The 13,708-nt window shown below is 59.9% G+C and carries 12 protein-coding genes and 1 pseudogene; 8 read left to right on the plus strand and 5 right to left on the minus strand.

Features of this window, described 5'->3' with window-relative positions; translation table 11 throughout:
* Positions 1–14 precede the first annotated feature (14 nt).
* From SB756_RS16205 to fdhA, 6 genes are all read left to right on the plus strand, one after another.
* Positions 15–1,265, plus strand: coding sequence for a sarcosine oxidase subunit beta family protein (locus SB756_RS16205; protein ID WP_016484536.1), 1,251 nt, complete (start codon positions 15–17; stop codon positions 1,263–1,265).
* A gap of 14 nt (positions 1,266–1,279) precedes the next feature.
* Positions 1,280–1,615 (plus strand): sarcosine oxidase subunit delta, encoded by a 336-nt coding sequence (locus SB756_RS16210; RefSeq protein WP_016484537.1) that lies wholly within the window; start codon positions 1,280–1,282, stop codon positions 1,613–1,615.
* The gene (locus SB756_RS16215) at positions 1,612–4,626 is read left to right on the plus strand and encodes a sarcosine oxidase subunit alpha (RefSeq protein WP_341797345.1); all 3,015 of its coding nucleotides are present in this window, start codon (positions 1,612–1,614) and stop codon (positions 4,624–4,626) included. The genes SB756_RS16210 and SB756_RS16215 overlap by 4 nt, the downstream gene beginning before the upstream one ends.
* A 74-nt stretch (positions 4,627–4,700) precedes the next feature.
* On the plus strand, positions 4,701–5,333 hold the full coding sequence (locus SB756_RS16220) for a sarcosine oxidase subunit gamma (protein ID WP_410911129.1): 633 nt from the start codon (positions 4,701–4,703) through the stop codon (positions 5,331–5,333).
* Between the two features lie 11 nt (positions 5,334–5,344).
* Positions 5,345–6,202, plus strand: a complete 858-nt coding sequence (gene purU / locus SB756_RS16225) for a formyltetrahydrofolate deformylase (protein ID WP_016714526.1) — start codon at positions 5,345–5,347, stop codon at positions 6,200–6,202.
* A 270-nt stretch (positions 6,203–6,472) separates the two neighbouring features.
* Positions 6,473–7,672: a formaldehyde dehydrogenase, glutathione-independent gene (fdhA, locus tag SB756_RS16230; RefSeq protein WP_016497631.1), complete on the plus strand. Its 1,200-nt coding sequence runs from the start codon at positions 6,473–6,475 to the stop codon at positions 7,670–7,672.
* A 202-nt stretch (positions 7,673–7,874) separates the two neighbouring features.
* Here the strand turns inward: fdhA and SB756_RS16235 are convergent, their stop codons facing one another.
* Positions 7,875–8,798, minus strand: a complete 924-nt coding sequence (locus SB756_RS16235; protein WP_410911130.1) for an RHS repeat-associated core domain-containing protein — start codon at positions 8,796–8,798, stop codon at positions 7,875–7,877.
* A gap of 193 nt (positions 8,799–8,991) precedes the next feature.
* On the opposite strand from SB756_RS16235, the gene SB756_RS16240 reads away from it, so the two are divergent.
* A complete protein-coding gene (locus tag SB756_RS16240; protein ID WP_341797348.1) occupies positions 8,992–9,567 on the plus strand; it encodes a DUF2780 domain-containing protein in 576 nt (191 codons plus the stop codon).
* Positions 9,568–9,614: 47 nt separating this feature from the next.
* On the opposite strand, the pseudogene SB756_RS16245 reads toward SB756_RS16240, so the two are convergent.
* Positions 9,615–9,770: pseudogene (locus tag SB756_RS16245) on the minus strand (Putrescine importer PuuP); the annotation flags it as partial.
* Positions 9,771–9,965: 195 nt separating this feature from the next.
* Entirely contained in the window at positions 9,966–10,748 is a 783-nt protein-coding gene (locus SB756_RS16250) for an RHS repeat-associated core domain-containing protein (RefSeq protein WP_341797349.1), read from the minus strand.
* 170 nt (positions 10,749–10,918) lie between these two features.
* On the opposite strand from SB756_RS16250, the gene SB756_RS16255 reads away from it, so the two are divergent.
* Entirely contained in the window at positions 10,919–11,494 is a 576-nt protein-coding gene (locus tag SB756_RS16255; protein ID WP_341797350.1) for a DUF2780 domain-containing protein, read from the plus strand.
* A 75-nt stretch (positions 11,495–11,569) separates the two neighbouring features.
* On the opposite strand, the gene SB756_RS16260 is transcribed toward SB756_RS16255, so the two are convergent.
* Positions 11,570–12,265, minus strand: coding sequence for an RHS repeat-associated core domain-containing protein (locus SB756_RS16260; RefSeq protein WP_410911131.1), 696 nt, complete (start codon positions 12,263–12,265; stop codon positions 11,570–11,572).
* An 89-nt stretch (positions 12,266–12,354) separates the two neighbouring features.
* Entirely contained in the window at positions 12,355–13,704 is a 1,350-nt protein-coding gene (locus tag SB756_RS16265; protein WP_341797351.1) for an APC family permease, read from the minus strand.
* Between the last annotated feature and the right edge of the window lie 4 nt (positions 13,705–13,708).

Here is a 13,708-nt window from a genome sequence, read left to right on the forward strand (position 1 = left end):
TGGAGTAAACGACCATGCAACGCTACTCGGGCTTCGGCCTCTTCAAACACTCCCTCAGCCACCACGAAAACTGGCAGCGCATGTGGCGCACGCCAACCCCTAAAAAGGTTTACGACGTGGTTATTGTCGGCGGTGGCGGCCATGGCCTGGCCACGGCCTACTACCTGGCCAAAGAGCACGGCATCACCAACGTTGCCGTGATCGAGAAAGGTTACCTGGGCGGCGGCAACACCGCCCGTAACACCACCATCGTGCGCTCCAACTACCTGTGGGACGAGTCGGCGCAGCTGTACGAGCACGCCATGAAGCTGTGGGAAGGCCTGTCCCAGGACATCAACTACAACGTGATGTTCTCCCAGCGCGGCGTGTACAACCTGTGCCACACCCTGCAGGACATTCGTGACTCCGAGCGCCGCGTCAGCGCCAACCGCCTCAACGGCGTCGATGGCGAGCTGCTGAACACCGCCCAGGTCGCGGCCGAAATCCCGTACCTGGACTGCTCGAAGAACACCCGTTACCCGATCCTTGGCGCAACCGTTCAGCGCCGTGGTGGCGTAGCCCGCCACGACGCCGTGGCCTGGGGCTATGCCCGCGCTGCCGACGCCCTGGGTGTGGACCTGATCCAGCAGACCGAAGTGATCGGTTTCCGCAAGGAAAACGGCGCGGTCATTGGTGTGGAAACCAACAAAGGCTTCATCGGCGCCAAGCGCGTTGGCGTGGTCACCGCAGGTAACTCCGGGCACATGGCCAAGCTGGCCGGCTTCCGCCTGCCGCTGGAATCGCACCCGCTGCAAGCGCTGGTATCCGAGCCGATCAAGCCGATCATCGACAGCGTGATCATGTCCAACGCCGTGCACGGCTACATCAGCCAGTCCGACAAGGGCGACCTGGTAATCGGTGCCGGTATCGACGGCTGGGTCGGCTACGGCCAGCGCGGTTCGTACCCGGTGATCGAGCACACCCTGCAGGCCATCGTCGAGATGTTCCCCAACCTCTCGCGCGTGCGCATGAACCGCCAGTGGGGCGGCATCGTCGACACCTCGCCGGACGCCTGCCCGATCATCACCAAGACCCCGGTCAAGAACATGTTCTTCAACTGCGGTTGGGGTACTGGCGGCTTCAAGGCGACCCCGGGTTCGGGCAACGTCTTCGCCGCGAGCCTGGCCAAGGGCGAAATGCACCCACTGGCCGCGCCGTTCTCCATGGACCGTTTCTACAACGGCGCACTGATCGACGAACACGGCGCCGCCGCCGTCGCCCACTAACCGGAGACACCGTCATGTTGCATATTTTCTGTCCCCACTGCGGCGAGCTGCGCTCCGAAGAAGAGTTTCACGCCTCTGGCCAGGCGCACATCGCCCGCCCGCTGGACCCCGCCGCCTGCTCCGACGAGGAGTGGGGTACCTACATGTTCTACCGTGATAACCCACGCGGTATTCACCATGAACTGTGGGACCACGTTGCCGGTTGCCGCCAGTACTTCAACGTCACCCGCGACACCGTGACCTACGAAATTCTGGAAACCTACAAGATTGGCGAAAAGCCGCAAGTGACCGCCAACGGTAAAGCTGCGAACGCACCGTCGACCGTCAAAGGCCAAGGGGAAAAAGTATGAGCCAGACCTATCGCCTCGCCAGCGGCGGCCGCATCGACCGCAGCAAGGTCCTGAATTTCACTTTCAACGGCAAGACCTACCAGGGTTATGCCGGTGACAGCCTGGCCGCTGCGTTGCTGGCCAACGGCGTAGACATCGTCGGCCGCAGCTTCAAGTATTCGCGCCCACGCGGCATCATCGCTGCCGGTACCGAAGAACCGAACGCCATCCTGCAGATCGGTTCCAGCGAAGCCACCCAGATCCCGAACGTGCGCGCTACTCAACAAGCGCTGTATGCAGGCCTTGTCGCCACCAGCACCAACGGCTGGCCGAACGTCAACAATGACGTGATGGGCATCCTCGGCAAAGTGGGCGGCAGCATGATGCCGCCGGGCTTCTACTACAAAACCTTCATGTACCCGAAATCGTTCTGGATGACGTACGAGAAGTACATCCGCAAAGCTGCAGGCCTTGGCCGTGCACCGCTGCAGAACGACCCGGACAGCTACGACTACATGAACCAGCACTGCGATGTGCTGATTGTCGGCGCCGGCCCTGCTGGCCTGGCCGCTGCACTGGCTGCTGCGCGCAGCGGCGCACGGGTGATCCTGGCTGACGAGCAGGAAGAGTTTGGCGGCAGCCTGCTCGACAGCCGCGAAACCCTCGACGGCAAGCCTGCCGCCGACTGGGTCAATGCCGTGGTCAAAGAGCTGGAAGGCCTGCCGGACGTGACCCTGCTGCCACGTGCCACGGTCAACGGCTACCACGACCATAACTTCCTGACCATTCATGAGCGCCTTACCGACCACCTCGGCGACCGCGCCCCGATCGGCCAGGTACGTCACCGTGTGCACCGTGTACGCGCCAAGCGCGTGGTACTGGCGCCCGGCGCCCACGAGCGGCCGCTGGTGTACGGCAACAACGACGTACCGGGCAACATGCTGGCCGGTGCCGTTTCCACCTACGTTCGCCGCTACGGCGTGGCACCGGGCCGCAAGCTGGTGCTGTCGACCAACAACGATCACGCCTACCGCGCCGCGCTGGACTGGCACGACGCTGGCCTGCAAGTGGTCGCCATCGCCGACGCCCGCCACAACCCACGTGGCTCGCTGGTTGAAGAAGCGCGTGCCAAAGGCATCCGCATCCTCACCTCCAGCGCCGTGGTCGAGGCCAAAGGCAGCAAGCATGTCACCGGCGCCCGCGTGGCGGCCATCGATGTGCAGGCGCACAAAGTCACCAGCCCAGGCGAAACCCTTGAGTGCGACCTGATCGCAACCTCCGGTGGCTACAGCCCGATCGTGCACCTGGCTTCGCACCTGGGCGGTCGCCCAGTGTGGCGTGACGACATCCTCGGCTTCGTACCGGGCGATGCGCCGCAGAAACGCGAGTGCGTGGGCGGTATCAATGGCGTCTACGCCCTCGGTGACGTGATTGCCGATGGCTTCGAAGGCGGCGTTCGCGCAGCCACCGAGGCGGGCTTCAAGGCCTCTGTCGGCACCCTGCCAAAAACCGTGGCGCGCAAGGAAGAGGCCACCGTGGCACTGTTCCAGGTGCCGCACGACAAAGGCACCAAGGGGCCGAAGCAGTTCGTCGACCAGCAGAACGACGTGACCGCCGCAGGTATCGAGCTGGCCACCCGTGAAGGCTTCGAGTCGGTCGAGCACGTAAAACGCTACACCGCGCTGGGTTTCGGTACCGATCAGGGCAAACTGGGCAACATCAACGGCCTGGCCATCGCCGCCCGTTCGATCGGCATCACCATCCCGGAAATGGGCACCACCATGTTCCGCCCCAACTACACGCCGGTGACGTTCGGCGCGGTAGCGGGCCGTCACTGTGGCCACCTGTTCGAGCCCGTACGCTTCACCGCCCTGCATGCCTGGCACGTGAAGAATGGCGCTGAGTTCGAAGACGTTGGCCAGTGGAAGCGCCCTTGGTACTTCCCCAAAGCCGGTGAAGACATCCATGCCGCCGTGGCCCGCGAGTGCAAGGCCGTGCGCGACAGCGTGGGCCTGCTGGACGCCTCGACCCTGGGCAAGATCGACATCCAGGGCCCGGACGCGCGTGAGTTCCTCAACCGCATCTATACCAATGCCTGGACCAAGCTGGACGTGGGTAAGGCCCGCTACGGCCTGATGTGCAAGGAAGACGGCATGGTCTTCGACGACGGCGTAACCGCCTGCGTCGGCGACAACCACTTCATCATGACCACCACCACCGGCGGCGCCGCCCGTGTGCTGCAGTGGATGGAGCTGTACCACCAGACCGAATGGCCAGAGCTGAAGGTGTACTTCACCTCGGTTACCGACCACTGGGCCACCATGACCCTGTCCGGCCCTAACAGCCGCAAGCTGCTGAGCGAGCTGACCGACATCGACATGGACAAGGAAGCCTTCCCGTTCATGACCTGGAAGGAAGGCAACGTCGGTGGCGTGCCGGCCCGTGTGTTCCGTATCTCGTTCACCGGCGAGCTGTCGTACGAAGTGAACGTGCAGGCCAACTACGCCATGGGCGTGCTGGAACAGATCATCGAGGCGGGCAAGAAGTACAACCTGACCCCGTACGGCACCGAAACCATGCACGTACTGCGTGCCGAGAAGGGCTTCATCATCGTGGGCCAGGACACCGACGGTTCGATGAACCCGGACGACCTGAACATGAGCTGGTGCGTTGGCCGCAACAAGCCGTTCTCGTGGATCGGCCTGCGTGGCATGAACCGCGAAGACTGCGTACGTGAGAACCGCAAGCAGCTGGTGGGCCTGAAGCCGGTCGACCCGACCAAGTGGCTGCCGGAAGGCGCCCAGCTGGTGTTCGACCCGAAACAACCGATCCCGATGGACATGGTCGGCCACGTCACCTCCAGCTACGCGTCCAACTCCCTGGGCTACTCGTTCGCCATGGGTGTGGTCAAAGGCGGCCTCAAGCGCATGGGCGAGCGTGTCTACTCGCCGCAGGCGGATGGCAGCGTGATCGAGGCGGAAATCGTGTCTTCGGTGTTCTTCGATCCGAAGGGTGAGCGGCAGAACGTCTAAGGCCCCGGATGGCGGCGCAGCCTGATTGCACGGCTGCGCTGCCCTGACGAACAAGAATTCAAGGCAGGTAAGAAATGAGCGCTATCAACGTCTTCCAGCAAAACCCCGGCGTCGAGGCCAAGGCCCAGTCGCCACTGCACCATGCCGACCTGGCCAGCCTGGTTGGCAAAGGCCGCAAGAACGCAGGTGTAACCCTGCGTGAGAAGAAGTTCCTTGGCCACCTGACCATCCGTGGTGATGGCCACAACCCGGAATTCGCCGCTGGCGTGCACAAGGCCCTGGGCCTGGAGCTGCCGGTAGCCCTGACCGTGGTTGCCAACGGGGAAACTTCGCTGCAATGGGTAGGCCCCGATGAATGGCTGCTGATCGTCCCAGGCGGCCAGGAACTGGCGGTCGAGCAAAAGCTGCGCGCGGCCCTTGAAGGCCAGCACATTCAGGTCGTCAATGTCAGTGGCGGGCAAAGCCTGCTGGAACTGCGCGGCCCGAACGTGCGCGACGTGCTGATGAAGTCCACCAGCTATGATGTTCACCCAAACAACTTCCCGGTGGGCAAGGCCGTGGGCACCGTGTTCGCCAAGTCGCAACTGGTGATCCGCCGTACCGCCGAAGACACTTGGGAGCTGGTGATTCGCCGCAGCTTCGCCGATTACTGGTGGCTGTGGCTGCAGGACGCTTCTGCCGAATACGGCCTGAGCATCGAAGCCTAAGGAGCAAGAACATGAGTCGGGCACCGGATACCTGGATTCTCACCGCCGACTGCCCGAGCATGCTCGGCACCGTCGACGTGGTGACGCGTTACCTCTTCGAGCAGCGCTGCTACGTGACGGAGCACCACTCCTTCGATGACCGGCAGTCGGGGCGCTTCTTCATTCGCGTCGAGTTCCGTCAGCCGGACGATTTCGACGAGGCGGGCTTCCGGGCCGGCCTCGCCGAGCGCAGCGAAGCGTTCGGCATGGCCTTCGAGCTGACCGCGCCCAACCACCGCCCCAAGGTGGTGATCATGGTGTCCAAGGCTGACCATTGCCTGAATGACCTGCTGTATCGTCAGCGGATTGGGCAACTGGGCATGGACGTGGTCGCGGTGGTGTCCAACCACCCTGATCTCGAACCGCTGGCGCAGTGGCACAAGATCCCTTACTACCACTTCGCCCTCGACCCCAAGGACAAGCCTGGGCAAGAACGCAAGGTGCTGCAGGTGATCGAGGAAACCGGCGCCGAGCTGGTGATCCTCGCGCGCTACATGCAGGTACTGTCGCCCGAGCTTTGCCGCCGTCTGGATGGTTGGGCGATTAATATTCACCACTCGCTGTTGCCAGGGTTCAAGGGCGCCAAGCCTTACCACCAGGCCTACAACAAGGGCGTGAAGATGGTCGGTGCCACGGCGCACTACATCAACAACGACCTGGATGAAGGGCCGATCATTGCCCAGGGTGTCGAGGTGGTGGATCACAGTCACTATCCCGAAGACCTGATTGCCAAGGGGCGGGATATCGAATGCCTGACCCTGGCGCGTGCGGTGGGGTATCACATCGAGCGGCGGGTGTTCCTCAACGCCAACCGCACGGTCGTGCTCTGACATCCTGTACCGGCCTCTTCGCGGGACAAGCCCGCTCCCACAGGTTCATCGCCATGTTAGAAAGAGCGGTGAGCCTGTGGGAGCGGGCTTGCCCGCGAATGGGCTCACACCTTTGTACCTGCCGCTAAAAGACATCCCCCTGTCGTTTCCAGTCAGTGCAGCCCGGCCTATCAGGCCCACAATTCCCTGCATTCCAGTAACACAAGCCGCCCATGGATGGCGGCGCGTTCAACCACCGCTGCATAAATAAAAATCAAGCGAGGTAAGAGCATGTCTGGCAATCGTGGAGTGGTATATCTCGGCGCCGGCAAGGTCGAAGTGCAACACATCGACTACCCGAAAATGCAGGACCCGCGTGGCAAGAAGATCGAGCACGGCGTCATCCTGAAGGTGGTCTCCACCAACATCTGCGGTTCTGACCAGCACATGGTCCGTGGCCGCACCACTGCCCAGGTCGGCCTGGTCCTGGGCCACGAAATCACCGGTGAAATCGTCGAGATCGGGCGTGACGTCGAACGCCTGAAAATCGGTGACCTGGTGTCGGTGCCGTTCAACGTTGCCTGCGGCCGCTGCCGCTCCTGCAAAGAGATGCACACCGGCGTCTGCCTCACCGTCAACCCGGCTCGCGCCGGTGGTGCCTACGGCTACGTCGACATGGGCGACTGGACCGGCGGCCAGGCTGAGTACGTGCTGGTGCCATACGCCGACTTCAACCTGCTGAAACTGCCGGACCGCGACAAGGCCATGGAAAAGATCCGTGACCTTACCTGCCTGTCCGACATCCTGCCCACCGGCTACCACGGTGCCGTGACGGCTGGCGTAGGCCCAGGCAGCACCGTTTACGTTGCGGGCGCTGGCCCTGTCGGCCTGGCCGCTGCTGCCTCGGCCCGCCTGCTGGGCGCCGCCTGCGTCATCGTCGGTGACCTGAACCCGGCCCGCCTGGCCCACGCCAAGTCGCAAGGCTTCGAAGTGGTCGACCTGTCCAAGGACACCCCGCTGCACGAGCAGATCATCGACATCCTCGGTGAGCCGGAAGTGGACTGCGCCGTCGACGCCGTCGGCTTCGAGGCCCGTGGGCATGGCCACGAAGGTGCCAAGCACGAGGCCCCTGCCACCGTGCTGAACTCGCTGATGCAAGTGACCCGCGTGGCCGGCAACATCGGTATCCCGGGCCTGTACGTGACCGAAGACCCGGGCGCGGTGGATGCCGCTGCCAAGATCGGCGCGCTGAGCATCCGCTTTGGCCTGGGCTGGGCGAAATCGCACAGCTTCCACACCGGCCAGACCCCGACCATGAAATACAACCGCCAGCTGATGCAGGCGATCATGTGGGACCGCATCAACATTGCTGAAGTGGTGGGTGTGCAGGTGATCAACCTGGATCAGGCGCCGGAAGGGTATGGCGAGTTTGATGCCGGTGTGCCTAAGAAGTTTGTGATCGACCCGCACAAAATGTGGGGCGCGGCGTAATCAGCGTCGAGTAAAAAGAGCCCCTCGCATTGAGGGGCTTTTTGTCCATTCTGATAAGGCATCTCGGCCGGAGGTGCTTGTCACAAAATTTTCATCGCTTTGAGATCGAGCGCCGCCCGCACATACCCCATCAGTTCCGAAGCCTGGAGAGTGGCGGTGGAGCGAAGAGCCACTGCGCAGTCATTTTCATGCAGACAGTTAATTACTTCGATTGTGGCCGGCGCGTCTCATTATTTGCGTCGATTGCCCCGAATTGGTAGTTTCTGTCGTCATTAGGATCGTCATATTTTTTTTGCGTGTAGAACATGTTTCTTCTATCGGTGTTCCCGCTCGTTGGGCGGTTAGTATCAGGGGTTGAATTTGTTATAGCTTGTTGGGCATGGTAATGTTCGGAGAAAATGTATGCATGATCTTTACTTTCTACGTATCTATTTATGCCGCGTGCCTTTCTTAAACCCCTGTCAAGCGTTTTTTGGAGGGTTTTTCTAGCGGCCTCAATTCTTGGGGCGACTGTTTTTCCTCCGTATTCTCTTTTGTTGACTAAATTATTGAGTTTGGCGGTTTGCTCTTTCAGTTTTGCATTAATAACCGTCATGCTTTCCAAGCGCTGCTCCAATTTTGCTTGGTTACTACGAAACCACGTTCTAGGCTTGAGAATGCTCCACATCCCCGTTTCATCTTTCCGATTGACTGGGTCATTCACACAGTACGCGAAAGCATTGACCCCGCCTCGGGCGAATGGGCTTTCAGCATTGTCCGGTCCGATGAACCGTCTCATCTCGGTGCTAAAGCCACGGTGTCCTTGGCCTAGGAGATAAAGGTGCATGTTGTCCAATATGAACTCGCCGTTGAATCCCATCGCTGTGGATCCTGATGGCAGTTTGTCGTTGTATCCAAAGGGGGTGTAGTTGTGATTGTTTTGCTTTCCGTCAGGCGTGCTCACGACAAGCACTGAGTCCATCTCATCCGTTGCGAAAAGCTGGGAGCTTCTTGCTTCTTTGCCAGCGGACTCAGCAAGAGGGAGCGTTCCAATCCGCAGGAATGAACGCTTCTGATCGTTTCCAATGACAGTGGTCAGTTTGCTGGTCTGGTAGAAATATTTGGGGGTATCAGGACTGTTTTTCACCGACGTGCTCCCGTTGTCTGCAGTTGGCCCCGGAAATGTATGGCGTGGGCTCTACGATTATCTGGGGTGTCTTGAGCAATTGACTACTGGCAGAAATGTCAGGTGTGCGCCTTTTGGGGCTCGGAACAATCCCTCAGATTTCCAGTCAAACCCTTCGTTTTCGAGGCCATCCCGGCCGACGAGGTCCCTTCCGATGAAAGCACTCACCTTGGCAACCCTGATGACCCTGGCCGCCAGCCCGGTGTTCGCCTTCAACCTCAGCGACGCCGCCAATGCCGTGTCCGCCATGCAGACCCAGAACCAGCAAGGCCAGGTGCAAGCGCCCGAGGCCCAGGCCAACCTGCTCAATACCTTGGGCAGCGAATTGAAGATCACCCCCGAACAGGCCGTGGGCGGAGCTGGGGCTATGTTGGGGCTGGCGCGCAACAACCTGAGCAGCGATGACTACGGCCAACTGACCAAGGCAGTGCCGGGGCTGGACCTGCTGGCCGGTGCGAATGCGCTGGGGGGCTTGAGCGGCTTAGGCGATTTGCTGGGTAAGAACAGCGAAAATCAGTCGGCATTGAGCAATGCGCTGGGCAACAACGTGGAAAACCGCAGCGACCTGGACAGTGCGTTCAAGGCGTTGGGGATGGACACCGGGATGATCGGGCAGTTCGCCCCGTTGATTCTGCAGTACCTGGGGCAGCAGGGGATTGCTGGTTCGCTATTGCAAAACCTGGGGAGCTTGTGGACTGCCCCAGCGCCCTTGACCCAGCCTTCGGTCTAGTGGGTTTTAGGGGCAGTGTGGGTATCACAGCCGTTGAAGGCTGGCGCCCCCTTGAGGTTACGCTGAGCACCATTATCCAACAGATGCGTCTTCACCACCGCTTGGTTCACCGCCGGAAATGGCACCAGCGCCCCAAAGCTTATCAACGATGCCAAGTTGGCCAGGTCAATTACCAACGCCAGCAGCGAGAACGCAGACATCAGCGCTGAAGTGGTGGGCGGCTTTTTTTGGGGGAGTTGTTCCCCCTGGCAGATTTGGCGCTCGATTCAACAGGCTTCGAACCTGTCAAAGCGAGCACTTAGCGCCTCAACTCAGCATCATCCATCAGTGCTTGTTCCAAGCGCAGATGGATGATGTGAAGCGCGGAGCAAGCGCTGCGCAGCGCATACTTCCCGCCCCTAGTAAGGCGGGGTGACGGTTCTCATGTCGTAAGAGTTGGGGATGCTCAGATCCACGCCATCGCGAATCAGGCGGAGTAATTCTGGACTGAGTGGCACCTTGATCTTTGGCCGGAATAAATTTTGCTCTGTCATTGCCTGAATCACGCCTGCATATCGTTCGGTTATCTTTGTATTCAGTGCTTCCACCAACCGATGGTGGCGATTTTCCAACGAGATGAATCGTTTGGTAGCAGCTGCACCGGTTTCGTCGGGGCTACTCAGCATCAGACGTTTAGCATTGTTCAGTTCGGCTTTTGAAATCCTGGTCCGATATCGAAGTTCGGCATAAGTCATCGTATTCAAACGTGTTGTACTAAAATTCTTGCCAGCGAGACGTGGGAGGGGCTGGGGCAATGTTGGTTCTGGACCACGCTTGGGTAATTGAATAAGCGGCGTAGGGGTGGGCTTCTGGATGTAATGATTGTGGAGGTAAGAGCGTCCAGTTGGGTCGGTGCGGTTCACCGGGTCGCCTGCGCAGTAGGCGTAGGTGTTGATCCCTCCGTCGCCAAACGGGCTCAAACTGTCAGGCGAAAGGAAGCGCATCAACTCGGTGCCGTAACTTCTGTGACCGGAACCCAGCATATATAACAATGTTAGGGCTTGCGCGTATTCGCCATTGAACCCGAGCATCTTTTTTACTGAATGGAGCGATACTGTAAAACCATAGGGAGAGTAAGCATGTACGCCGCATTTGTTCATGTTGTTGTACTCGCTATCAGAGGGCGTGTCTTTTTCGCCCATTTGTCTTGACCTCTTCAAGTATCTAAATGATCTGAGCATGCCGCTACTGGCAAAAATAACAGGTTGGTGCCACTGCTTGATAGTCTCGACAACCGGCTCGGAACAAACCCCGGAACGCCGAGTTAAAAGCCTCGTTTCCGCGGCCATCCAGGCCCACGAGGTCTCTCCCGATGAAAGCATTCACCCTGGCAACCCTGATGACTCTGGCCGCAAGCCCGGTGTTCGCCTTCTACCTCAGCGACGCTGCCAACGCCGTGTCCGCCATGCAAGCTCAGAAGCAGCAGGGCCAAGTACAGGCACCTGAGGCACAGGCCAATCTGATGAACACCTTGGACAGCGAATTGAAGATCACCCCCGAACAGGCCGTGGGCGGAGCTGGGGCGATGTTGGGGCTGGCGCGCAACAACCTTAGCAGCGATGACTATGGGCAACTGACCAAGGCAGTGCCAGGGCTGGACCTGCTGGCCGGAGCCAATGCGCTGGGTGGCTTGAGCGGCTTGGGCGACTTGCTGGGCAAGAACAGCGAAAGCGAGTCGGCCTTGAGCAACGCGCTGGGCAACAACGTGGAAAACCGCAGCGACCTGGACGGTGCGTTCAAGGCGCTGGGGATGGATACCGGGATGATCGGGCAGTTTGCGCCACTGATTCTGCAGTATTTGGGGCAGCAGGGGATTGCTGGGTCATTGTTGCCGAACCTGAGTAGCCTGTGGACCGCGCCGGCATCTACACCAGCCCCTTCGGTGTAAAAATAGGGGGCACTGAAACGTATTCATATTCAGCGCTTAGGCGCGAGATCAGTGCCCTTTGCTTTAGTCTCATGTTTAAATTGAGCGGGTTTTACCGATCTCCTTTCTGAGTTGATCAAATCGTAGTTTCGTATTTTCAAGAATTCCAAATCTTTCTTGATCTGCTACGTCAATCTTAATTCCATTGGATGCGCGCATTTCGATTTTTTTGCGGAGGTCAGCGAACTCATTTAGCAATGGCTCATTTTTCATGAGCTCTCTTTCGTAATATTTTATGAGTTCTGCCCGGTATCGAAACTGGTCAGGTCTAGTCAGCTCTGCTTCATCTGGATAGGTTATGCGGGAGGGTAGATTACTGAATCGTGTTATTTTTTTGGTCGCTGTGACTGGCGTGGTCAGAGTGTCCGGTATTACCTTGGTCCCCACAGTAGGAGAAGCGGGTCGATCAAAAATCGATACCAGGCGTTTTAACGCTTCCTTGGAACTTAGCCATATGCTCGCCCCTCGCATATGGCCTGTGGGGTCTTGATAATTGACCGGGTCACCTTCGCAAAAAGCGTAAGCGTTGAGCCCGCCCTGCTCAAACGGGCTGAGGTGGTCCGGAGCATGGAAGCGCATCAGAACAGGACTATAACTGCGGTAGCCTTGGCCCAACGCATAGGCGCGGGCGGCAAGATCATATCGCTCACCGTTAAAGCCAAGCACAGGGTTCTGGTTTGTGTGGTTATTACTCTGCCCATATGGGCAATACGTAAACACTGCTACTGACATAGGGCTGGCCTCGCAAGACGGTCTGCCTCAGTCTTGATGTTTGCAAGGCCATGCACAACTAGCAGAATTATCAGTACCCGTCTTTGAGGTCAGCCGGCTTCGGAGAAATCCACCATACGCACTGGGCGGCGGAAGCCGGCAGTCAGTGTTGCCAGATAGACCAACCCCAGGGCAAACCAGCACAACCCGATCACCAGCGTCACCGCCGACAGGCTGGTCCACAGCCACAAGGTCAGCCCCAACCCCACCAGCGGCACCACCCCATAGCTCAACAGCCCCTTGGCATTACGCTGGCTTGCATCGTCCATCAGATGCGTCTTCACCACCGCCAGGTTCACCGCCGAGAACGCCACCAGCGCGCCGAAGCTGATCAGCGAGGCGAGGGTAGCCAGGTCGATCACCAGCGCCAGCAGCGAGAAGGCTGACACCAGCAAGATAGCGAACACTGGCGTACCAAAGCGCGGCGACAGGTAGCCGAAGCTACGGCGTGGCAGCACGTTGTCGCGGCCCATGGTGAACAGGATGCGCGACACCGCCGCCTGCGAGGCCAGCGCCGAACCCAGGCTGCCCGCAACATAAGCGGCGGTGAAGAAGTTGGTCAGGAACTGCCCGCCAGCCTTGAACATCACTTCGTTGGCCGCTGCATCGGCATTGGCGAAGCTGCTGCCTGGCAGCACCAGCTGGCTGACGTAAGCCAGCAGGGTGAACAGCAAGCCGGCAAACAGGGTGGTGAGGATGATCGCCCGTGGCACGTCGCGGCGTGCGTCGCGGCATTCTTCGGCCAGGGTCGACACAGCGTCGAAGCCCAGGAACGACAAGCACAGCACCGCCGCGCCAGCCATCAGGTGGCCGAAGCCCGGTTTGCTGCCATCACCGATTAGCGGCGATAGCAGGTCGAGCGGCTGGCCGGCCAGCGTTTGGCAGGACAGCGCGACAAACACACCGATAAACACGATCTGCGCGCCGACGATCAGGTTGCTGGTCTTGGCCACCGAGTTGATGCCGACCACGTTCAGCACTGTCACCAGGGCGATGCAGGCGAGCACGAAGGCCCAGGCGGGCACTGCCGGGAACGCGATGTTGAGGAACAGGCCGATCAGCAGGTAGTTGATCATCGGCAGGAACAGGTAGTCGAGCAGCAGCGACCAGCCGGCAAGGAAGCCGATATTGGGGCCGAAGGCCATGTTGGTGTAGGAATACGCCGAGCCCGCCACCGGGAAGCGTTTGACCATGAAGCTGTATGACGCAGCGGTGAACAGCATGGCCACCAGGGTGACCAGGTAGGCGCCGGCGGTGCGGCCACCGGTGAGTTCGGTGACGATGCCGTAGGTGGTGAAGATGGTCAGTGGGACCATGTAGACCAGGCCGAAGAACACCAGGGCGGGCAGGCCGAGGACACGGCGGAGTTGGGCGGGGGCGGAGCTAGGTTGGTTGGCCATTGAT

It is taken from the genome of Pseudomonas sp. SIMBA_068 (assembly GCF_046534705.1).
In the GTDB taxonomy this organism is placed as follows: Bacteria; Pseudomonadota; Gammaproteobacteria; order Pseudomonadales; family Pseudomonadaceae; genus Aquipseudomonas; species Aquipseudomonas putida.